Raw genomic sequence first — 21,674 nt, forward strand, 5'->3', positions numbered from 1 at the left:
CTTGATTAACTAATTGCGGGTGCGCGAAGCTTTTTCGTCATGCCCGGACACGTTAAAGCGTCGGCCCAGCTCCGCCAGTACGCTGTCGGCATTTTCGCCCAGGTGCGAGAGCATTACCAGCGAGTGAAACCACAGATCGGCGGTTTCGCTAATTAGCTCGCGGGTATCGCCGCTGGTGTCAGCGTCTTTGGCGGCAATAATAGTCTCGGTGCACTCTTCGCCGACCTTTTCTAAAATTTTGTTCAGGCCTTTTTGGTGCAGGCTGGCCACATAAGAGCTGTCGGCGTCGGCGGCGTTTTTGCGCGCTTCGAGTATCTGGCTCAATTCGCTGAGTATATCGCTCATGATCGTTCTTCTGTCGTTAGCGGCGTTTAGCCGTAAATGTCTTTAGGGTCTTTCAGTACCGGCTCGACGCTGCGCCACTCGCCGCCTTCCAGTACCCGGTAAAAGCAGCTTTCGCGACCGGTGTGACAGGCGATGCCGCCGAGTTGTTCCACGCTTAAAATCACCACATCGGCGTCGCAGTCGAGCCGGATCTCGTGCACTTTTTGCACGTGCCCCGAGCTTTCGCCCTTGGGCCAAAGCCGGGCGCGCGAGCGCGAGTAGTATACCGCAGTGTGCTGCCGGGCCGTCAGCGCTAATGCCTCGCGGTCCATCCAGGCCATCATCAGTATGCGGCCGGTTTTGTGATCCTGGGCGATGGCCGGTACCAGCCCGGCGGCATCCCATTTTACGTCGTCGAGCCACGCGGGCGCGGAGTCTGTCATGGCTGTTCTCCTGATTGCGCTTGGGCCAGTGCCGCTAACGCGGCGCGGGCTTGCTGTACATTGTCGTCCAGATGGGCCGGGTTAATGGTGCCAATGATCGCGGCACTAACACCCGGGTGAGCAAAGGCAAACTCTAAGCTGTAGCGCACCGGGTTACTCTGCTCGCCAGTGTGGCATAAATGGCCGCTGGCAAGGGCCTTTTTCAGCAGTACCCCACGATTTAAACGCCGGCACTCATCCAGCACCGGTTGCTCGGTTGTGTGCGCCGGGTTGTAGGTCACCATCACGCAGTCCGACTCGCGGGCGGCCAATATACCCCCCGCAACGGTTTTGGTCGACATGCCAAAGGCGCGAATTTTACCTTCGCGCTTACATTGCTCAAGTGCGCTAAAGACCTCGGTGTTTTCGATGATGTCCACATCGTTGCCATCCGAGTGCACCAGCACCAGATCCAGGTGGTCGGTGCCCAGGCGGGCCAGGCTGCGCTCGATGCTTAGTCGCGTGTGTGGCGCGCTAAAGTCATAGTGGCTTTTGCCAGCGTCAAACTCTTCGCCGACTTTGCTGCAAATAACCCAATTATCACGCTGCCCGGCCAGCAGTGGGCCCAGGCGCTGCTCGCTGGTGCCGTAGGCCGGTGCGGTATCGATCAGGTTTATGCCCAGCGCGTGCGCGCGGTTGATAAGCGTTAAGGCCTCGGCATCGGAGGGCAGCTCAAAGCCGGTGGGGTATTTTACGCCCTGATTGCGCCCGAGCTTAACCGTACCCAGCCCGAGGGCGCTAACATGTAAACCGGTACTGCCTAAGGGCCTTTGGCTAAAGCGCTGAGTGGGTGTTTTAGTGTCTAAATCAGTCACCGTTGGTCTCCCAGGGCAGTGGCGCAATGCCGGGCACGGACAGCTGTTGCTCCAGCGCGGCAAGATCGTGATTACCCGCGCCCGGCGGGGGCAGTTGCGCCAGAATCTGATTGGCCAGGTTGGGCGCCAGAGTCAATTTAGTGGGCCAGCCGACCAGTACGTTGGCAAGGCCGCGGGCGGGCTCGGCAAAGGCGTTGTCGGGTCGGGCAAAATCTTGTTGGCGCGGCTCGGCGCGCTCGATGGGCAGCGTAGAAAACTCCGCGTCGCTAAAGTCGAGCCACGGAAACAGTTCGGCCAGCTCTTGTTTACCGGCGCAAACTAGCTCGGCCGCGCTCATGTTGGCGCCTTTTTCGGCCAGCGAGCCGCCCAGGTACCAGACGGTTTTGTCGCTGGCCGATGGGTGGGTGCTGATGGTCAGGCGCGGGGTTTTGTCGGCACCCAAACAGTGGCCGTAAAACGGGTAGGGGTAGCGGTGACGTACGATCAGCTGCTGCAACGGGCGCAGCTGCATGGCAGGTTCGGGGCACGCGAGTGCCGCCAGCAACCCGGCGTTGCCTTTGCCGGCGCAAAATATCCAGCGCTGCGCGTGCAGCTTGGTGCCATTATCCAGTGTTAGATAGGTGTTTTCATTGGCGTCTTTGTGCAGCCGGCTGGCGATGTTTGGCAGCAGAAACAGGTGCCCCTGATTGTTCGTGGCCAGGTTCGCCAGCAGCGAAGGTACGTCTAGCACCCGGTCTACCAGGCGGTAAAGGCTACCTTTAAATTGGCGGTTTTGCAGCAGTGCCGGCCGCTCGTCCGGAGCTACTTTATCGACCCGTCCGCGCACCGCACGGCTGGCAAAAAAACCGGTGAGTTTGCCCATGGTGGAGTTGGACCACATGTAAAAGTGATCGCTCAGGCAGCGGGTCTGGGTCAGGTCGACATCGCCCTGGCCGCCCAGGCAGCGCTGCCAGTAGTCGGGCATGTCCGCAATGGTTTCTGAGGCTTTGTTAAGGGCGCCGCTTAGGGTGTACTTGATGCCGCCGTGAATCATGCCCTGAGAGGCCAGTGTTTGCCCTTCGCCCAGCGCCCGGTCGGTTAGCAACGCGACGTTATAGCCCGAGTTGCGCAGCCGGTCCAGCGTCCACAGCCCGGCAATACCGCCGCCGATAATGATCGCGTCGAACTGTAGGTCGCCGGATTCGGTCGACGAGGGGCTCGGGTTGTTCATAACTTACTCACTGTGGGTAACGGCTGCGATATACAGGGTTATCGAGGTGATGTGGGCAGAGCGCGTAGTATATCGATTCTGGCAAAAGTTTGCGCTCTGATCGCCGTTTTCTCTACAATCGTTCGCCTTTGGTTGTCACTCACCATGGGGACGCAAGGCCGTAGCCTGAAGAACAAGGAATATCTATGAAGGGAAAATCATTATTGGCCGCCGTGGTTATTGTGCTGTTTTCGCTGCTGGCGATGGCGCTCTACCTGTGGGCTGGGGGCAAGCGGGCCGGATTGCCCAGCTATGGCTTTATGCATCAAGATGGCCAGCAGTTGGCGGTTAATTTAGGCTCGCATCTGGTGTGGTTGGATGCCTCTGGCCGGGAGCGGGCCGCGTTGGATTTGGCCGACTTAGGGTTTCGCCCCGTCGGTGATTTTGGCTTTTTTGCCGATGGCGATTTGCTGTTTTACCACCGCGCCGAGCCCTATTCGGTGCTGGACAATTTGGCCGCTTTTTTCCGCTTGCGCGCCACACGGCAAATCGGTGCTGACAGCGATGACGGTTTTTACCGCTGTGAGTTGGAGCTCGAGCAATGCCGACCGCTCGCTGACAGCGCGCAACACCCGGCGCGAAGTTTTCGGCTATTAGTTTTACCCGGCAGCGATGATATCTTACTGGCCGATACGGCTGATCACGCCCTGTATAAATTGACCGCCGAGGGGCGCGAGCTCGCCAGTAAACGGACGGGGTTTAAATTTCCTAACCAGCTGTTGTGGCATGACGGAGCCGTTTGGCTGGCCGATACCAATCACCACCGGGTGGTGCGTTTGGCAACCGGGGCGCACGAGTTTGGCGGTAAACAGCAGGCCTTTACCACTAAGCTTGGTGGCGAGCATCGCTGGCCCCATCAGTTAGCGGCCAGCGAGGAGGGCTTGTGGGTGCTGGTAGGTGACAGCGCCATGGCCAATGGTGTGTTGCAGCTTTATAACTGGGACGGTACACCCGAGCGACGATTGCCGCTGGCGGATGTAGACGACCCGCTCGCCATTACCTTTTGGCGGGAGCACTTATGGATCAGCGATTTTGCCACGCCAAGACTGTTTAAGCTCGACCCGCGCTCGGGCGCTGCCGAGTCGGTCAGCTCGGCCACCCTGACACGGTTGCACCGTCAAATAGAAAATGACGAGCGCTACTTTCGCCGCTTTGAATGGCTGGCGCTGGGCCTGTTTGGGTTGATATTGCTCGGCGGCTTTGCCGCCGCCTGGGTGCTCGAGAAAAAACAAACCCTGGAGCGCTTTAGCAAACTGCCTAAGCCCGCCGATGCGATTGTCGCTAGTGGTGACATAGAGCCCACGGGGCAGAGTGATATTTTGTGGATTCCCAGCCGAATAAAACCCTACCACTGGTGGTTGGCGAATGCTTGCTGGGTGATGGCCGCATTGATGCTGTTGATGGTCGCGCTTACGTATCAGAGCCTGGCCGATACCCAGGCTATTTTGTGGATGGGTGTAGGAACCTCCGGCTTTATGGTCTTAGCCGGCTGCATGACCCGCGCTTTGTTGGCCAGTATTGCGCACGCCCAACTTGGGGTGATTGGCGAATCGCTGGTGTTGGTGTCGGCCCAGGGCGCGCGTACCGTCGCCCGCGCTCGCGAGTTAGCTTACAGCGCGCAGTTTATTTTTGCCGATGACGTAGCCATAGCGCTGGGCAATACGAACTTGCGGTTTTATGACGAGCAAGCTCTTAAGCGCTGGGTGTATCCGCGCTTAAAAAATGCGCAAAAAATCAGCGGCCGGCAACAGATGCTAAGGCTCTGGCGCTTGCGCCACCCACAGGTGATTTGGCCCACGGTTTTATTGGCGGCGTTAAGCGTTGCCGTGTTGGCTTTAGAATTGTGCGGGTGATTGCATATTGCTCCTGTTGATTGCGGCGCGTACAATGCAGGCTCTCTGGCAAGCTGTTTATCAGAGAGCCTATTGATAGCGTTATTTGCAATAGACGTTTTTACTTTACTGCTGTGATACTTTTTATGAACATTTGGACCCCTTCCAATACTAGCCATCCGCTAGACGCCTCACGCTGCCAGACAATGGTGGTGGGTGTTGTTCGTTGTTCACAGCAGTCTGGATTTATCTGAAAATAATACAGGCCGCGCACCGAACGCGGCCTTAAGTGTTTCTCCTTTGCTATCTTAAGTTCCGCGTTCGTGTTGTGGCGACAACACGGAGTGTTTTGCTGTGGGCTTACGACACAGATTACGGGCCTTGTTTACCCGTAAGAGCAAACAAACAATGGTGGTAACGGATCGTGCGGTGGCGCCTTTGGCGCGAGACGCAGGAGTCCGTGTGACCCGCATTACCCTACCGTCTGGGCGCGTGGTTACTATTGTTCACCAAGACTCAGATCAATAACCCCAGTGCGGCCTTAACGCGTTGCGATCGGCGCCGTACAATGGTGGGTAAATAAACCGACAGGACGAAACCATGATGGGTAAAACGATGCACTATTTGGCATTCGGCGTTTGGCTGCTTTGCAGTGTGGCGGCGCATGGGTTAGACGTGGGGCATGGGTTAGACGCGGCACATGGGTTAGAAGTGGCGCCCGATGACAATGCCATTAGCTATCGCGGCCGAATTGATTTTTCTGACCCCAAGGCGCCGGTGCTCAGCTGGCCGGCGACCCGGGTAGATGTCAATTTTTATGGTCGTTCAGTGGCGGTCACGTTGGACGATGAGCTGGGCAAAAATTTTTACAGTGCGTTTATCGACGGTGACTGGAGCCGGCCGGTGATACTGGGGCTGCACAAGGGCGAACACCGCTACCAGGTCGCCGATAACCTCGATAATGCCCGGCATACCTTGACGCTGGTAAAGCGCACCGAGGGGGAAGAGGGCGCTACCCGCCTAGTGGGGCTTAGCTTTAATAAAGGCGCTAAACTTTTACCCGCCGGCAAGCTGCCCGAGCGACGCATTGAAATTTACGGCGACTCTATTACCAGCGGCATGGGGAACATGGCGCCCCTTAAAGGGGAAGACGGTAGGCTGCTGGATAAAAACAGTTTTATGTCGTACGGGGCCATCACCGCCCGTGCGCTGGGCGCCGACTACCGCAGTATCTCGCAAAGTGGTATTGGCATTATGGTCAGCTGGTTTGACTTTACCATGCCCGATTTTTATGACCAGCTTAACGCCGTGGGTGATAACGACAGCGAGTGGGATTTTAGCCGCTGGACACCCCAGGTGGTGTTGATTAATTTATTTCAAAACGATAGCTGGCTGGTGGAGGATCGCCTCGACCCGGTGCCGGGCGAAGCCGAGCGGGTAAAGGCGTACTACGATTTTATCGATGCGATTCACCGGCGTTACCCCGATGCTTTATTGGTGGGTGCGTTGGGCAGTATGGACGCGACTCAGGAGGGCTCCCCCTGGCCCGGTTATATCACCACGGCTGTGGCCGAGTATCGGCGCGATCACCCCAAGGCCAAGCTGGCGACACTGTTTTTTCCGTTCACCGGGTATGGCCAGCATCCGCGAGTCGAGCACAATCGGGCCAACGCCGCGCGCTTGACCGCGTTTATCCGCGAGCAGATGAATTGGCAGTAAGTCCACGCAAGCAAAAAGAAACGTAAAGTTTTTGCCGGAGGGCTTGTTTTGTTTTGTGGCTGGCCTTATATAGATTGTAAGAGGGCAAAAAGGCCTGTTGTTTTTTTGCCCCGCAACTCTTGAGATGTAACACTCTGATGAGCACGAACCCTATCCAAGCATCTGGCACTGCCGCTCTCAACACCCTGACTCGGGTGCTGGGTTGGCTATCGTTGCCACTGTTGCTGGTTGCGGTCGTTACAGCTGGCCAGCAGACTAAGGTCAGTGATGGTCAGGCGACACTAACCCAGTTAGTCGCCGATCTTAGTGCCATCGATGTTAACCCCGCCGATGGTTCTGACAATCCGGATCATGACGCCTGTGCTCTGTCGGGTACATTGGCGATATCAGACCAAGATTCAGGCACACCGGCTCAATCACCCCGGGCACAGGCGCGTATCGCCGCTCGTGCCTTTGCGCCACGGGCGCCCCCTGTCTCCCTACACATTTAACGTTTCTCGTTTTTACTTAATGTGTTTGTTATTTGTCGTCGCGCCTATGCCGACGACAAAGGAGATGATTATGAAACCCGTACCTAGTATTCCGTTATCCCGTTTAAACCACAGCCTGACTCTGACCAATGTCGAGCCACCGGAAATTCAGATGTCCAGCCCGGCTGACAAAGTGTTTCTTGACTTTGATAGCCGCCAGCCGATGGTGCTGGAGCAGGGTGTTAGCGTTGATGACGCCGCCTATTTAATGCGCATTACCCACGCCAAAATTAAGCTGATTGTCGACCGCGATAAAAAGCTGCTTGGCATTGTTAGCTTGCGCGATATCGACAGCGTTAAGGTGCTCGCCACCGCATCGGCCATGGGCGTTGCCAGAGTTGATTTAACCGTAAAAGATATTATGACCCCTACGGTGCGCTTGCAGGGGATTGACCGCAAGGTGTTAAGTCGCTCCAGTATTTCGGATTTGGTCGAGGCGCTCGAGTTTGAAGGGCAGCGCTTTTTGCTGGTGCTGGATGAGAACGAGCGCATTTGTGGTTTGATCAGCGCCGATGAAATCGCTCATCGCCTGGGGCGGCACTTAGATATTGAGCCCGTCGCCCACAGCTTTAACGAAGTCTTTAGCGCCTTGCGCGTGGGTGCGCTATAGCGGTTGTTGCGGCCCGGGCAATCGGGCCCGGTTACGTTAAATCCCTCCGGCGGCCTTTATCTTAGCCGCCGGCCTCGTTATGCTGATGACCTTTATCCTTGGTAATGGCCATCAGCTACATGCGCGCACTTTATAGCCTTCTGTTTTATCTGCTTTTACCGGTTGTGTTACTGCGAGTGCTGTGGCGCGCGCGACACAATCGTGCTCATCTGGCGCGTTTGCGCGAGCGCTTTGGCTACGTCGCCCCCATTACCGGTAAACGTACCCGCATTTGGGTTCACACGGTGTCGGTGGGTGAGTTTTTGGGGGCACTGCCGCTGATTCGTCAGTTGATTGCGCGTCAGGAAACCGAGGTCATAGTCACCTGTACCACCCTTACTGGCTCGGAGCGTATTGTGCAGACGCTGGGCTCCACCGTGCATCACTTTTATATGCCCTATGATTTGCCCGGGGCGCTGCGGCGCTTTATTAAAATTGTTGCGCCCGATTTACTCGTTATTATGGAAACAGAGTTGTGGCCCAACACTTTAGCCGCCTGTAACGCCCACGGTGTGCCCACGGTATTAATCAACGCGCGTTTGTCTGAGCGCTCGGCCCGGGGTTATCAGCGTATCGCAGGGTTAACCCGGGCCATGTTGTCGCGTTTAACGCTCGCCGCGGTGCAACACCGCGCCGATGCCGAGCGCTTTGTGGGGCTTGGCTTGGCGGACACCCGCCTGAGCGTTACCGGCAATATTAAGTTTGATATCGCCTTTGACGACGAGCAAAAGCAACTAGCGCTGCGCTTGAAAAATGAGTGGTCCAACAGCGGGCCGCGCTTAGTGTGGATTGCCGCCAGCACCCACAGCGGTGAAGACGAAGTCGTGTTAGAGGCGTTGCAGCAACTACGCGAGCAAGGCGTAACAGCCGAGCAGCTGCTGCTGGTGCTGATACCGCGACACCCGGAGCGTTTCGACTCGGTGGCCAGTTTATGCCAGAAGTCGGGTTTTAGTGTTACCCGCCGCAGCTCGGGCACGACTCCCGAATTGTCGAGCGATATTTTGCTGGGCGACACCATGGGCGAGCAACAATTAATGTTTGGCGCTGCCGATATGGTTTTTATGGGCGGCTCACTGGTCGATGTGGGAGGGCATAATTTTATTGAGGCCGCGGCCTGGGGCCAGCCATTAATCAGCGGCCCCACGCTGTATAACTTTGCCGAGGTATCGCGCTTGCTACGCGAGGCCGAGGCGCTGGAAATAGTTAAGGACGCGACACAGATGGCCCGCGCGGTTAAACGTTTTGTTGACGATGAACCTTTGCGCCTGATGACCGGCGCCCGCGCCCAGGAGGTGGCCGAAGCAAACCGCGGCGCGCTGGCCCGTACCCGTGAAGTGATTGAAAGCCTGTTGTAGGGTGATTGTTTACAGGCACAAAAAAAGCAGCCCGCGGGCTGCTTTTTTTGTGCCTGAACTGATGGCTGGTGGTTACAGGCCGTAGTCGCTGCGACGCACCATTTGATCCTGCTTGAGGAAGTCATCAATGCGCTGTACGTCGGCGGGCGTTAGCATACCGGCTGATTCGCGCAGACGAGTGTTTTGAATGATGTAGTCGTACAGAGCGTTTGAGTAATCGCGCTGCGCTTGGTACAGCGAGCGCTGCGCCAACAGCACTTCAACCAGGTTGCGAGTACCTACCTCAAAGCCCGACTGGGTTGCTTTTACCGCGCTCTGGTTAGAGATAATCGCCTGATAGCGCGCTTTAACCCGGGCTACACCAGTTTCTACGGCCAAATGCAGCGAGCGGGTGTCCTGAATGACATTGCGCTGCAGTAAGTTGAACTGCTCGCGTGCCTGCATCGATTGGGCCAGCGCCTGACGGCGCACCCCAGAGGTGCGTAAACCGCTAAACAGCGGAACACTCAACTGAATGCTGGCCGAGTAGCCCTCGCGCTCGTAATCGTCAATGAGCGCATCGGCGCCATTTCTGTTTTCCGAGTCGGTCTCGGTGTAACCGGCCTGCGCGCTTAGGGTAGGGTAGTGACCGGCTTTGGCCGCCGAGGCGCGTTGTTCCGCGGCTACCGCGCCTTCGCCGGCGGCTTTGAGCGAGAAGTTGTTCTCCAGGGCAAACTCTACCCAGGCGTGACGCTCGGCAGGCTCGGGGGCAACAACCGGAAAGTCTTCGTCCAGCGGTGCAATGGTGTCGTGCGTGCGGCCGGTGAGTACTTCAAGCGCCTCAAAACTAATGCCTAGCTGACCGCGGCCCTCCAGTGTTGCGGCGGTGGCGCTGTCGTAAGCGGCCTGTGCGTCATGTACGTCAGTGATTGGCGTTAAGCCCACCTCAAAGCGCTGCTTGGTTTGCTCTAATTGTTGCTCTAAGGCTTTTTCTTCGGCGATGTTGGCTTGCAGATTATCGACCGCACGCAACACGTTAAAGTAGGCCTCGGCGACCCGCACGATTAAGCTTTGCTCATCAGCAGAGTACTGGGCAACGGCTTGTTCGCTGAGCGCGGCGCCTTGCTTGTAGGTGTACCAGGCGCTCATGTCGATCAGCGCCTGAGTCAGGTTTAAGCCCCAGCTGGTTTGCTCGCCATCCACTTCCAGGTCGGCCCCGTCCAGTGGTTGGCCATCGCGGGCGTTGTACACTGTTTCGTTGTTGGAAATGGTGTAGCTGCCGTCGGCGCTGAGTTGCGGCAACAGCGCGGCGCGATTAATGGTGCTGTTTTCCAGACCGGCCTGATAAGCGGCGAAGTCGGCTTTAAGCTGTGGGTCGTTTTCCAGCGCCATTTGGTAAATTTCTAAAATCGAATTTGCCTGCGCACTGCCACTGCATGCGATCAGCGCGGCAAGGAGATAACGTTTCGTATTCTTCATTTGGTCTTCCAGTTCGTCATGCGTCCGTAAAAAGAGCGAGTGGTTTGCCACATTTCCCTGGCCTGCTGATACTGAGATTGTGTAAATCGTTTTAACAGGTCTTTGTGTGACGCGCCAACGGCTGCGTTGGATGCAGTGTCGGGCAAAGCCGATGTTGTACGCGTTATTTCAGGCCTGAGTTTAGCGGTTTGTCGGCGCGAGGTACAGATGAATAATCGTTCATTTTGTCCCGCGCAGGTAAAAAACCGTAAAATCCACCGCTTTACAGGCTCGTGCGACTTCTCTAGACTGCGATTCTTTCTTGTCGGGGTGCAGTTTTGCGTAGGCAAAATTGCTGAGAGAGTCCCGTCGACCTGATCCGGTTAGTACCGGCGTAGGGAACGAGAGCACGTCTAAATGAAAGTCACTTCTATAGTATCTCTGGCACTGTTCGGTGCCGATGTCGCGCAAGCGCTGGGCGTAAATCGTCTGGCGGTGTTTTTGCGTGCCGACTTTAACGGCTCTACTCCTGCGTTTTATCTGTGGAGCCTTAAATGTCGAATTCCCCTCTTAGTGCACGGCTAACACCGGTCGCGCTCACGGTTGCCGGCAGCGACAGTGGCGGCGGCGCGGGTATTCAGGCCGATTTAAAAACCTTTGCCGCCCTGGGTGTCTATGGCGCCTCGGTGCTGAGCGCGTTAACCGCGCAAAACACCCAGGGGGTGCAGGGCGTAATGCCGGTGCCCGCGGATTTTGTCAGTGCGCAGCTTGAGTCGGTGTTGAGCGATATGCCGGTGGCGGCCATAAAAACCGGCATGCTGGCGGATGCGGACAGCATTAACGCCGTGGCTGCGGCACTGCGTCAGCTCGCGCTTCCGCTGGTGGTCGACCCGGTGATGGTCGCCACCAGTGGCGACCGCCTGTTGCCGGCATCGGCGGTGAGCGCCATGCGCGATACCTTACTGCCGCTGGCACATGTGCTCACGCCTAATATCCCCGAGGCGGCGGTGCTGCTGCGCGAGCGTGAGGCAACTTGTGTCGATGACATGGTGCAGCAAGCGCAAGCGTTGCTCGCGCTCGGCGCGCACGCGGTGCTGCTTAAAGGTGGGCATTTAACGACGGACGATGCGGTAGATGTTTACTGCGATGCCCGTGGTTGCCAGCTGCTGCGCGAGCCCCGCGTGACGACCCGCAACACTCACGGCACCGGCTGTACCTTAGCCGCCGCTATCTGCGCCCGCCTGGCACTGGGTGATGGCGCCGAGCGCGCCGCCCGTTATGGCAAATCCTATTTGTATCAAGCGCTGTGCCACGCCGATGAATTGTCCGTTGGCGCGGGCGCGGGCCCCGTTAATCATTTTTACTTTCACTCCCCCCCAAGAGGTTTAGCATGAGTAACCATCAGGATAACAATGCAGTGCTACTAAGCGAGAGCGCCAAAGTCGATAGTGCGTCGGTACAGCCGTTTCCGCGCTCGGAGAAAATCTATGTGACCGGCTCGCGGCCCGACATCCGGGTGCCCATGCGTGAGATCAGTTTGGATGATACCTCGACCGATTTTGGTGGCGAGCAAAATCCGCCGGTGCGCGTTTATGATACCTCGGGCCCCTACACAGACCCGGCGGCGAGTGTGGATGTACGCACCGGCATTAGCGATATTCGCCGTGGCTGGATTGAAGAGCGCGGCGATACCGAGCTACTCGAGGGTACCAGCTCGGCCTTTACCCGCGAGCGCCATGACGACAACTCGTTAAACCACTTGCGCTTTAAACATGTGCGCCAACCGCGCCGGGCCAAAGCGGGCGCCAACGTCAGCCAGATGCACTACGCCCGCCAGGGCATAATCACCCCCGAGATGGAGTACATTGCCATACGTGAAAACATGGCGCTGGCTCAGGCCCGCGAGCAGGGGATTTTGGGCCGGCAGCATAAGGGCAACGATTTTGGTGCGGCCATCCCCGATGAAATTACGCCCGAGTTTGTGCGTGATGAAGTGGCCCGAGGCCGCGCGATTATCCCCGCTAACATCAATCACCCAGAGTTAGAGCCGATGATTATCGGACGCAACTTTTTGGTAAAAATTAACGGCAATATCGGCAACTCGGCGGTGACCAGCTCGATTGAAGAAGAGGTGGAAAAGCTCACCTGGGGCACCCGCTGGGGCGCCGACACTATTATGGACTTGTCGACGGGTAAAAATATTCACGAAACCCGCGAGTGGATTATTCGCAACTCTCACGTGCCCATTGGTACCGTGCCTATTTATCAGGCGCTGGAAAAAGTCGATGGCGTGGCCGAAGACCTAACCTGGGAGATTTTTCGCGATACCTTAATTGAACAGGCCGAGCAGGGCGTGGACTACTTCACCATTCACGCCGGCGTTTTGCTGCGCTATGTGCCACTGACCGCCAAGCGGGTGACGGGCATTGTCAGCCGCGGTGGCTCGATTATGGCTAAGTGGTGTTTGGCCCACCATAAAGAGAGCTTCCTCTATACCCACTTTGAAGACATTTGCGAAATCATGAAGGCCTACGATGTGTCCTTCTCGCTGGGCGATGGTTTGCGCCCCGGCTCGATTGCCGATGCCAACGACGAAGCCCAGTTTGGCGAGCTGGAAACTCTGGGCGAGCTGACCAAAATTGCCTGGCAGCACGACGTGCAGTGTATGATTGAAGGGCCCGGTCACGTGCCTATGCACATGATCAAGGAGAACATGGACAAACAGCTCGAATGCTGCGACGAGGCGCCGTTTTATACTCTGGGGCCGCTCACCACCGATATCGCGCCGGGTTACGATCACATCACCTCGGGCATCGGTGCTGCCATGATCGGTTGGTACGGTTGCGCCATGCTCTGTTACGTAACCCCCAAAGAGCATTTGGGGCTACCTAACAAAGCGGACGTGAAAGAAGGTATCATTACCTACAAGATCGCCGCCCACGCGGCGGATTTGGCCAAAGGTCACCCAGGTGCGCAGCTGCGGGACGACGCCTTGTCTAAGGCGCGCTTTGAGTTTCGCTGGGAGGATCAGTTTAATTTGGGCTTGGATCCCGACACTGCCCGGGCTTATCATGATGAGACCCTGCCCAAGGATTCGGCCAAAGTGGCGCACTTTTGCTCCATGTGTGGCCCCAAATTCTGCTCTATGAAAATCTCCCAAGAAGTGCGGGATTACGCCGCTAAAGAAGGATCTTCGCCGGTTTTGGACGACGGTGAAGAAGTGGTGCGTATGATCGACGTCGAAGCCGAGATGAAAGCCAAGGCCCGCGAGTTTCGCGAGTCGGGCTCGGAGCTGTACCACAAAGTGTAAACCGGCGGGTGAGTTACCCCGCCCGATTTTGGATGAGGTAAATGACACAGCGACCCCAAAGCGATGACAACCCGCTAAACAACACAGACCCGCAAGGTGCGGCGCCCGACTTTGCCCGCGACGATGTCGAGGTGCTGGGCCGGCGCGAGCTGTATCGCGGTTTTTTTCGCGCCGAAGAAGTTCAGCTGCGTCATCGCCTGTTTCGCACGGGCGAGTGGTCGACGGCTATGAAGCGTGAAATTCTCTATCGCGGTGAAGCGGTGGGCGTGGTGCTGTACGACCCCGCACGGGATGAGGTCGCGCTGGTGGAGCAGTTTCGCCTTGGGGCGCTGGACGAGCCCGGTGGCCCTTGGCGCCTGGAGGTGGTGGCGGGGATGGTCGAGCCGGGCGAGACACCGCAGGAGGTAGCCCGCCGCGAGCTGGTAGAAGAGGCCGGTATCGAGCAGGTCGAGCTGAGTTATATCGGCAACTACCTGGCCAGCCCGGGTGGCTGCGACGAAAAGCTGCACCTGTACTGTGGGGTATGCGACTTAGCCGGGGTGGGCGGCATTTACGGCCTGCCCGAAGAGCACGAGGACATCAAAGTTCATGTGCTACCGGCGCAAGAGGTATTTGCCAAGCTTTATACCGGCCGCTGTAATAACCCCGCCGCGATGATTGGCTTACAGTGGTTGCAACTCAATCGTGAGCGCCTGCGCGCCACCTATCAGAAGCAGGCGGGCAAGCTATGAAGCAGGCTCTGAAAAAAGATCGCTACAAGGTTAACTTCCCCCTGCAAATGGCCCAGTGCGAGGCTAACTATTTGCTGTTAAATAAGTTAACGCCCGGCCTGGCCGCGCGCGACGTTTGGAAGTTTGCGGTCGAGCGGGCCGGTAAAAGCTGGGAAATGTCGATCGAGGTTACCGAGCGTATGCGCTACACCACCACGGTGCGAGTCGCGCGTCACGACTCGCGCGATACCAGTTGGCTGCAATCGCCGCAGCTGACAGTGCGAATCTATCACGATGCCGAGCTGGCCGAGGTGCTCGCCTGGGAGGGGCACCGCCGGCTACAGGTGCGCTATAACTACCCCAACCGGGATATGTATCAAGCGGACGAGAAAGCGCAATTTAACCGTTTTTTGGGCGAGTGGCTGACCCACTGTCTGCAGCACGGTCACTCGTTAGCGGATGTCTCGCTGCTGGTTAAATAACCAGACGGCGACTGGCGCTTTTGGGCCTTTACCAAACTGGCACCTCAATTTGCAAAACAAAAGCGCATTAAATCCGGATAAAAATGGGCGGGCGGTCAAACTTTGTCCGGTTGGTGGGGCTTAGGGGCTGGCGCGTACCGGCATAAGCGTTTATCGTAATTGGCGATACGGCGAAAGGTTACGATTTAAGGATTCACACACGCTATGGTGCCGACAGCATCACCGGAAAAAGCCCCTGGCGCACCCGCCCGGCTTATTCAGATAACTGATACTCACCTCGGCCCTGCCGACGGCGAAACCCTGCTGGGGCTAAACACCGATCAAAGCCTGGCCGATGTGCTGGCGTTGATTGAGTTGGAGCAAGCTGAGGTTGATGCCGTGGTGTGTACTGGCGATGTGGCCAGTAACCCCGAGTTAAGTTGTTACCTGCGCTATATCGATACCATACGCAAGTATTTTGATTGCCCGCTGGGTTGGCTGCCGGGCAATCACGATATCCCCTCTGTTATGCAACAAGTTCGTCACCCGCATGTGCCCGCGCTGCGCACGATGAAGGTAGATTGCTGGTTGCTGGTGCTGCTCGACTCCAGCGTTGCCGGCCACGTACACGGTGCGTTTAGCGATACCGAGTTAGCGTTTTTACGCGAGACGCTCGACGCTAACCCCGCGATGCCTACCTTAGTGATGCTGCACCATCAGCCTGTGCGGGTTGGCAGTGACTGGATAGATCAGTATCAGGTGCGCAACCACGAGGCGTTTTTTGCCATTATCGACCAACACCCGCAAGTTAAAGCCATTAGCTGGGGCCATGTACACCAGTCTTTTGAGCTAAATCGTGGCGCGCAAGTGCTGTTTGCCACCCCCTCCACTTGTGTACAATTTAAACCAGGGTGCGACGACTTTACCGTGGATACCTCAATGCCCGGTTACCGTTGGTTTGATCTGTACCCCGATGGTCGCCTGACAACCGGAGTATCCCGGGTGAGTGGCAAAGACTATCGTATTGACTATCGCTCGGCCGGCTATTGATATTGCATGTGCCGGCCTGAACAGGACACGGCACTATGGCAGCGGTTATTTATCTGCACGGTTTTTTAAGCTCGCCCGAGTCGCACAAAGCCCGGCTGGTTAAGCAGTGGTTGGCCGCCAACGAGCCGGAGCTGAGCTATCACTGCCCGCACCTTACCCCATACCCCGACCAAACCCGCCGCGAGCTGGACGCCCTGATGGAATTTTTACAGCCCGAGCCCGTGTGGGTGCTGGGCAGCTCACTGGGTGGCTTTTGGGCGACCTGGCTGGCCGAGCACTACGATGTCCCCGCCGTGCTTGTCAACCCGTCGGTACGCCCCTGGGAGTTTATGCCCGGGTATTTGGGAGTTGACCTTGTCGCTTATCACACCGATGATAGCTACCGGCTAGAGGCGGCCCACGTGGATCAGATCCGCTCGGCTGACTGCTCACCCATTAATCGGCCACACAACTACTGGCTGATGGTGCAAACCGGCGACGAGACATTAGATTATCGTCAGGCGGTGGAAAAATACCGCGGTTGCCGCCAGCTGATCGAGCCCGAAGGCGATCATAGCTTTGTCGGGTTTGAGCATCACATTGGCGATATAATGGATTTTTTTCGCGCTCACCGTGACATACGGTAGCGACTGCCAGAGGCGCTGAGGCGATCTGGCAACCCCAACAACAGATAACAGCGCAAACCACATAAGATACTCTATGGCTAATTATTCTGCGGAAGATATTGAAGTTCTCACGGGGCTCGACCCGGTTAAAAAACGCCCCGGTATGTACACCGATACCACCCGGCCCAACCACCTGGCGCAAGAGATTATCGACAACAGCGTCGATGAGGCGCTGGCCGGCCACGCAAAACAAATTGATGTGATTTTACACAAAGACCAATCCATTACCGTCACCGACGACGGCCGTGGTATGCCGGTGGATATTCACCCGGAACAGGGCAAACCCGGGGTCGAGGTGATTTTGTCTACCCTGCACGCCGGCGGTAAATTCTCTAATAAAAACTACCAGTTTTCGGGCGGTTTGCACGGCGTGGGTGTATCGGTGGTTAACGCCTTGTCCGAGCGGCTTGAGGTGACTATTCGGCGCGATGGCCAGGTGCACCGTATTGTTTTTGCCGACGGCGACAAGATCTCCGACCTGGAGGTAATCGATACCTGTGGCAAGCGTAACACCGGCACCAGCGCGCACTTTTGGCCCAACGCCTCTTATTTTGACAGCTCTAAATTTTCGGTCAGCAAGTTGCGCCATGTGTTGCGCGCCAAAGCGGTGTTATGCCCCGGGTTAACGGTTACCTTTAAAGACGAAACCTCGGGCGAAAAAGACAGCTGGTTTTACGAAGACGGCTTAAAAGATTATTTGCGTGGCAATACCCAGGGCTGGGAGGTGCTGCCCGAAGCGCCGTTTGTGGGCGAGTTCTCGGGTAAAACCGAAGCCGCTAGCTGGGCCGTGCAATGGTTGCCCGAGGGCGGCGAGTTAACTCAAGAGAGTTACGTTAATTTAATTCCCACCGCCCAGGGCGGCACCCACGTTAATGGCTTGCGCACCGGTTTATTAGACGCGCTGCGCGATTACTGCGAGTTTCGTAATTTAGTGCCGCGCGGCGTAAAGCTCGCCCCCGAAGATGTCTGGAGTCAGTGTTGTTACGTGCTGTCATCCAAGCTGGCCGACCCGCAGTTTTCCGGTCAAACCAAAGAGCGTTTAAGCTCGCGCGAGGCGGCAGCGTTTGTCTCGGGTGTGGCAAAAGATGCGTTTGCGTTATGGCTTAATCAACACACCGAAGAGGGCGACAAGCTCGCGGAGCTGTGTGTTAACAACGCGCAAAAAAGGGTCAAATCATCTAAGAAGGTCGCCCGTAAAAAAGTGACTCAGGGGCCGGCGCTGCCCGGTAAACTGGCCGACTGCTCCAACAACGATCCGGCCACCAGTGAATTATTTCTGGTGGAGGGTGACTCGGCCGGCGGCTCGGCCAAGCAAGCGCGCGACCGGGAGTTTCAGGCCATCATGCCGCTGCGCGGTAAAATCCTAAACACCTGGGAGGTAGAGTCGGGGCAAATTCTGGCAAGCCAGGAGGTGCACGATATATCGGTTGCCCTCGGTATCGATCCGGCGGCCGAGTCGTTAGACGGGTTGCGCTACAACAAAATTTGTATTCTTGCCGATGCCGACTCCGACGGCTTGCACATCGCCACGCTGTTGTGTGCGCTGTTTGTGCGCCACTTTCGCCCACTGGTGGCCCAGGGGCATGTGTATGTAGCCATGCCGCCGCTGTACCGTATCGATGTGGGTAAAGATGTTTACTACGCGCTGGACGACAGTGAAAAAGCCGGTGTGCTAGAGCGCATTGAAGCCGAAAACAAAAAGGGCAAAGTCAACGTACAGCGCTTTAAAGGCCTGGGTGAAATGAACCCGCTGCAATTACGCGAGACCACCATGGCCCGCGATACACGCCGGCTGGTGCAGCTGCGGATAGAAGACGGCGACGACACCATGCAAATTATGGATATGTTACTGGCCAAAAAACGCGCCTCTGATCGTAAAGCGTGGCTGGAAGAAAAAGGCAACCTCGCGGAAATCGTCGCGTAATTGTTTTTTAGCTTATACGCGCGTTTATATTTTTGACATTGGGAAATGGCTATGCGAGAAGTTAGCGGAATGTATCAGTGGGTGCGGTTGCAGCGCACTATTTTTCAGCTGGTAGGGGCGTTGCTATTGGGTGCTTGTGTAGTGGCTTGCGAGCGTGGCGAGCAAGACGCTGAAAGTGACGCCCCTGTCGCGTCTGCGCCGCCACAACCCTATGTTGCACCAGACGCCGGGCTGATTAAAAACCCCTCGTTTAGCAAGGTGGGGGAAAAGATCGCAAGTTGGTCCACGTTGCAGCATGCCGGTGAGGCGTCTTTTGCATTCGCGGCCGAGGGCGGTGTGCTTACCATTAGCCGTACCGGTGCTCAGCCTTGGGGGATGGTACGCCAGCGCTTGAGTCGCGATGATACTAAGCCTCTGCAGGGTAAAACGCTGGAGTTTTCGGCTGAGCTATCGGCGTCGTTAACCGGTGAGTTTGGGGCCGCGCTAGACCCGACTGGATTACGAGTTATGGTAAAAGGTGTAAAGCGCGGGGCACCGGCGATGCTGGGGACGGCAATTTTGGCCACCAGCGAGCAAGCTATTGCGGGCACCGAGGGCGAGATCCCCTGGCAGCGTTACGCGCTGCGCTTTAAGGTGCCGGCTGATACTGAGGCCAGCCACGTGTTCGTAGAGTTAGGCATAATGCTCGCCTCGGGTGGTTCGCTCTCGGTGCGCGGCCCGGTACTGCAGGAAGTGGCGACGAGCGACACTGCAAACGAGATTCAGTAATCGCTTTAAAATATTACACTGGCGATTGATGGGCATGCGTTCTTACAAAACCGCCATGCCCGCGTGCAAAGTTTACATGGCGGTTTGTTACATCTCCTGGGCTCGCACGGCTTCCCGCGCCAGCAGTTTGGCGTTGCTTTGTTCAATGTTTAGCAGTTCACTCAAGGTGTTTCTGCTTGAGTCGCTTTCGGCACGTTCGTGTAAATGTGTGTACAAATCGATAAGCTGCTGGTGAGCATTGGTAATTTCAGTGCAAATTTGCTCACAGTCGAGGTTTTTAAAGTCCGTCTCACGCGGGTCGCGCAGTGTAATAGGGTGCCGGTCGGTATAGGCATAAAACCACGTATTTAATGAGTTTAGGCTTTCTTTCTGACGAAAAACACCTAATGTAGCGGCAAGCTTTTGCTCTTGCTGTGCCAGATAACTCAGCAATAATTGCTCGCGCTCTGGCGAACCATCATCAGCACAATCGGTTAGATGGTCGGCCAGGCCTTTGTGAAACTGCTCAATGGTGGATAGTAGTTCATCCATTGTTTTGGGTAGCATTGCCATCGTATCTCCTTAGTCTTTGCTGAGCTGTTTGGGTGTATCGCTCCGTTTTTATTTCGGAGAGAAAGAGTGCGTTAAGATTAAGCAGGATCGATGCCAGTAACAGGGGGCTATTTTTTAGGCGGCTTTGAATGTATGTGTGAATAATTTTTGATCAGGAGTGGTTGTGTTTGAGCTCAGCTTGTTTGACCGTGGCCTACCTCATTTAAGTGCGCGACATATTAAAATCAGCTCGCGCTATGATTTTTTTTACGCGCTGAACGATTTGGTGGCCGGCATTTTATTTGTAGTTGGTAGCGTATTATTTTTTAAGTCTAGTACTGAGTATGCTGCCACGTGGTTATTTCTTATTGGCTCGATTTTATTTACCGCGCGCCCTGCGATTCGGGTGATACGCAATATTCATTTGCAGCGAGTGAGTAAAGAAGGGCATTAGCGTATCTGGTAAAAATCTTTCTCGTATTAAAAACAGCCCCGCCGCGAGAGTGTTGCGGCGGGGCTGTTTTTTTGGTTTAAGGGTTAGGAGCTACTAAGATGTCCTTCTCTGGCCCCCAGGTTCCCTGCCCGCGGTTGTATACCCCAAACGAGCCGTTATCGTCCCACACGGTGGCGGCAACGCCGTACTGAGTGGCAAAATTTACGTGGGCGCGCAAGTACTCCAGTCGGTCGGCTTGGTTACAGATGTTTTCGGGGTTTTCGTAATCCTCGTGGGCCGCGCCAAATTCATTCACGGTGACGGGTACGCCGTTGCTTTGCGCCCATTGGCTGGCGGTTTGATATACGCCCTCGAGTTCATCGTGATCGGCTGCGGTGCCCCAGCCGCGGGTGCACTGCCCGGCAAAGGCCCACGGGTCGTAAGAGTGAAAATTGCCGATCAAGTAGGGGTCGTTTGGCAGCTCGATATCGGCCAGCGTATTTACCGGGGTAAAGCCGCTGCCGGCAATTACCACCAGTCGGGTCGGGTTTTTAGCGCGGATAATATCCAGTATGCGCGGGTTTAAATCGTTGCTTTGGGCCGCGGACATACCGTTTGGCTCGTTGAGAATTTCAAACAATAACCGCGCTGATTTATGCTGAAAGCGCTCGGCAATTTGCGTCCAGATGGCGTCAAACCGCTCCCGGTTGGCGTCGTTGTAATCTTGCTTTAACCATATCTCGTGATGCGCGTTGAGAATTACCGGGTAACCCTGCGCCAGCGCCCAGTCGACCACTTGCTCGGTGCGCGCCATGCGCGCTTCGTCAATGCGGTAGGGGGCGCTGTTGGCCGTGTGATTGTCCCATGTGGCGGGAATACGCACGTGGTTAAAACCCGCCTCGGCAAAAGCGGCGAAGTAAGACTCTTGCGCCGCCGGTGCCCAGTCGCCCTCGTTGGGGTAGGCGTCGAGGGTGTTGCCAAGGTTAATGCCAATACCCATTTGCGCCACGACGTCGTGGGGCGTGTATTGCGTGGGTTCGGCGTAGTGCAGCTCCAGATAATCCAGTGCGGCGCCGGGGGCGGAAAAGTTAAGGGTTAGCGTCTGTGGGCCATCCGAGAGATAAACCTCGGTAGCGGTCGTGTCCTGCCAGTCGCCCGAATCCCCGGCGGTAAGCTCTGTGTCGCTGTTGGCTAGTGCTGCGCCGTCGGCTGCTAGCGACCAGCGGCTGGTGTCGCTGCCGGCGCGCGCGCGATAATTGATGGCGTAGAGGCCAGAGGTTTGTACCTCGATGCGGTAGTTAAGTGCAGCGCCTGTGTCAGTGATGGCGAGCCCGCCCGATAGCTCCTCGTCGGCCTCGGTGGTTTTGTTTTGCCCGGTGCAGCTGACGTAGTGTTCGGCTTCCAGGCGAGTCGTCGCGGTATTTACCATT

At 56.5% G+C, this 21,674-nt stretch carries 22 protein-coding genes and 1 riboswitch; of the genes, 15 read left to right on the forward strand and 7 right to left on the reverse strand.

The window, feature by feature from the left end:
- Positions 1 to 9 precede the first annotated feature (9 nt).
- From AAC019_RS12135 to AAC019_RS12150, 4 genes are read right to left on the reverse strand one after another with little or no spacing between them, the layout of a single operon-like run.
- A complete protein-coding gene (locus AAC019_RS12135) occupies positions 10 to 345 on the reverse strand; it encodes a phosphoribosyl-ATP diphosphatase (RefSeq protein ID WP_339899199.1) in 336 nt (111 codons plus the stop codon).
- Between the two features lie 26 nt (positions 346 to 371).
- Positions 372 to 767, reverse strand: a complete 396-nt coding sequence (gene hisI, locus AAC019_RS12140) for a phosphoribosyl-AMP cyclohydrolase (RefSeq protein WP_339899200.1) — start codon at positions 765 to 767, stop codon at positions 372 to 374.
- A complete protein-coding gene (locus AAC019_RS12145) occupies positions 764 to 1,621 on the reverse strand; it encodes an aldo/keto reductase (RefSeq protein ID WP_339899201.1) in 858 nt (285 codons plus the stop codon). The genes hisI and AAC019_RS12145 overlap by 4 nt, the downstream gene beginning before the upstream one ends.
- Positions 1,614 to 2,831, reverse strand: a complete 1,218-nt coding sequence (locus AAC019_RS12150) for an FAD-dependent oxidoreductase (protein WP_339899203.1) — start codon at positions 2,829 to 2,831, stop codon at positions 1,614 to 1,616. The genes AAC019_RS12145 and AAC019_RS12150 overlap by 8 nt, the downstream gene beginning before the upstream one ends.
- A 185-nt stretch (positions 2,832 to 3,016) precedes the next feature.
- Here AAC019_RS12150 and AAC019_RS12155 point away from each other — a divergent pair, with 185 nt between their 5' ends.
- From AAC019_RS12155 to waaA, 5 genes are all read left to right on the forward strand, one after another.
- Positions 3,017 to 4,723 carry a hypothetical protein gene (locus AAC019_RS12155; RefSeq protein ID WP_339899204.1) on the forward strand — a complete coding sequence of 569 codons (1,707 nt, stop codon included), beginning with the start codon at positions 3,017 to 3,019 and terminating at the stop codon, positions 4,721 to 4,723.
- A gap of 579 nt (positions 4,724 to 5,302) precedes the next feature.
- Complete coding sequence (locus AAC019_RS12160; protein WP_339899205.1) at positions 5,303 to 6,421, forward strand: electron transporter RnfD; 1,119 nt, start codon at positions 5,303 to 5,305, stop codon at positions 6,419 to 6,421.
- Between the two features lie 137 nt (positions 6,422 to 6,558).
- Positions 6,559 to 6,912 (forward strand): hypothetical protein, encoded by a 354-nt coding sequence (locus AAC019_RS12165; protein ID WP_339899206.1) that lies wholly within the window; start codon positions 6,559 to 6,561, stop codon positions 6,910 to 6,912.
- A 70-nt stretch (positions 6,913 to 6,982) separates the two neighbouring features.
- Positions 6,983 to 7,561, forward strand: coding sequence for a CBS domain-containing protein (locus tag AAC019_RS12170; RefSeq protein ID WP_339899207.1), 579 nt, complete (start codon positions 6,983 to 6,985; stop codon positions 7,559 to 7,561).
- A 119-nt stretch (positions 7,562 to 7,680) separates the two neighbouring features.
- Positions 7,681 to 8,955, forward strand: coding sequence for a lipid IV(A) 3-deoxy-D-manno-octulosonic acid transferase (waaA, locus tag AAC019_RS12175; protein WP_339899209.1), 1,275 nt, complete (start codon positions 7,681 to 7,683; stop codon positions 8,953 to 8,955).
- Between the two features lie 72 nt (positions 8,956 to 9,027).
- Here waaA and AAC019_RS12180 read toward each other — a convergent pair whose 3' ends face one another.
- Positions 9,028 to 10,413 carry a TolC family outer membrane protein gene (locus AAC019_RS12180; protein WP_339899210.1) on the reverse strand — a complete coding sequence of 462 codons (1,386 nt, stop codon included), beginning with the start codon at positions 10,411 to 10,413 and terminating at the stop codon, positions 9,028 to 9,030.
- Between the two features lie 295 nt (positions 10,414 to 10,708).
- A riboswitch (TPP riboswitch) is annotated at positions 10,709 to 10,810 on the forward strand.
- Between AAC019_RS12180 and AAC019_RS12185 the strand changes: the two genes are divergently transcribed.
- The 9 genes from AAC019_RS12185 to AAC019_RS12225 all read left to right on the forward strand — a co-directional run bounded on the left by AAC019_RS12185 (position 10,810) and on the right by AAC019_RS12225 (position 19,280).
- Entirely contained in the window at positions 10,810 to 10,977 is a 168-nt protein-coding gene (locus tag AAC019_RS12185; protein ID WP_339899212.1) for a hypothetical protein, read from the forward strand. It overlaps the preceding riboswitch by 1 nt.
- Positions 10,947 to 11,786 (forward strand): bifunctional hydroxymethylpyrimidine kinase/phosphomethylpyrimidine kinase, encoded by an 840-nt coding sequence (gene thiD, locus AAC019_RS12190; protein ID WP_339899213.1) that lies wholly within the window; start codon positions 10,947 to 10,949, stop codon positions 11,784 to 11,786. Before AAC019_RS12185 ends, thiD begins: the two co-directional genes overlap by 31 nt.
- Positions 11,783 to 13,702: a phosphomethylpyrimidine synthase ThiC gene (thiC, locus tag AAC019_RS12195; protein WP_339899214.1), complete on the forward strand. Its 1,920-nt coding sequence runs from the start codon at positions 11,783 to 11,785 to the stop codon at positions 13,700 to 13,702. Before thiD ends, thiC begins: the two co-directional genes overlap by 4 nt.
- A 41-nt stretch (positions 13,703 to 13,743) precedes the next feature.
- Positions 13,744 to 14,433, forward strand: a complete 690-nt coding sequence (locus tag AAC019_RS12200) for an NUDIX domain-containing protein (protein WP_339899215.1) — start codon at positions 13,744 to 13,746, stop codon at positions 14,431 to 14,433.
- The gene (locus tag AAC019_RS12205; protein WP_339899217.1) at positions 14,430 to 14,894 is read left to right on the forward strand and encodes a DUF1249 domain-containing protein; all 465 of its coding nucleotides are present in this window, start codon (positions 14,430 to 14,432) and stop codon (positions 14,892 to 14,894) included. The genes AAC019_RS12200 and AAC019_RS12205 overlap by 4 nt, the downstream gene beginning before the upstream one ends.
- A gap of 204 nt (positions 14,895 to 15,098) precedes the next feature.
- Positions 15,099 to 15,923 carry a 3',5'-cyclic-AMP phosphodiesterase gene (gene cpdA, locus AAC019_RS12210; protein ID WP_339899219.1) on the forward strand — a complete coding sequence of 275 codons (825 nt, stop codon included), beginning with the start codon at positions 15,099 to 15,101 and terminating at the stop codon, positions 15,921 to 15,923.
- Positions 15,924 to 15,958: 35 nt separating this feature from the next.
- Positions 15,959 to 16,549 (forward strand): YqiA/YcfP family alpha/beta fold hydrolase, encoded by a 591-nt coding sequence (locus AAC019_RS12215; protein ID WP_339899220.1) that lies wholly within the window; start codon positions 15,959 to 15,961, stop codon positions 16,547 to 16,549.
- A gap of 73 nt (positions 16,550 to 16,622) precedes the next feature.
- On the forward strand, positions 16,623 to 18,512 hold the full coding sequence (parE, locus tag AAC019_RS12220) for a DNA topoisomerase IV subunit B (protein ID WP_339899221.1): 1,890 nt from the start codon (positions 16,623 to 16,625) through the stop codon (positions 18,510 to 18,512).
- 51 nt (positions 18,513 to 18,563) lie between these two features.
- On the forward strand, positions 18,564 to 19,280 hold the full coding sequence (locus AAC019_RS12225; RefSeq protein WP_339899222.1) for a hypothetical protein: 717 nt from the start codon (positions 18,564 to 18,566) through the stop codon (positions 19,278 to 19,280).
- Between the two features lie 87 nt (positions 19,281 to 19,367).
- Here the strand turns inward: AAC019_RS12225 and AAC019_RS12230 are convergent, their stop codons facing one another.
- On the reverse strand, positions 19,368 to 19,826 hold the full coding sequence (locus AAC019_RS12230) for a hypothetical protein (protein WP_339899223.1): 459 nt from the start codon (positions 19,824 to 19,826) through the stop codon (positions 19,368 to 19,370).
- Positions 19,827 to 19,995: 169 nt separating this feature from the next.
- On the opposite strand from AAC019_RS12230, the gene AAC019_RS12235 reads away from it, so the two are divergent.
- Positions 19,996 to 20,265, forward strand: a complete 270-nt coding sequence (locus AAC019_RS12235) for a YrhK family protein (RefSeq protein ID WP_339899224.1) — start codon at positions 19,996 to 19,998, stop codon at positions 20,263 to 20,265.
- A gap of 76 nt (positions 20,266 to 20,341) precedes the next feature.
- Here AAC019_RS12235 and AAC019_RS12240 read toward each other — a convergent pair whose 3' ends face one another.
- Positions 20,342 to 21,673, reverse strand: coding sequence for a cellulase family glycosylhydrolase (locus tag AAC019_RS12240; protein WP_339899225.1), 1,332 nt, complete (start codon positions 21,671 to 21,673; stop codon positions 20,342 to 20,344).
- Position 21,674: the final 1 nt, after the last annotated feature.

Origin of the sequence: uncultured Gilvimarinus sp. (assembly GCF_963975215.1) — a bacterium.
Classification (GTDB): Bacteria; Pseudomonadota; Gammaproteobacteria; order Pseudomonadales; family Cellvibrionaceae; genus Gilvimarinus.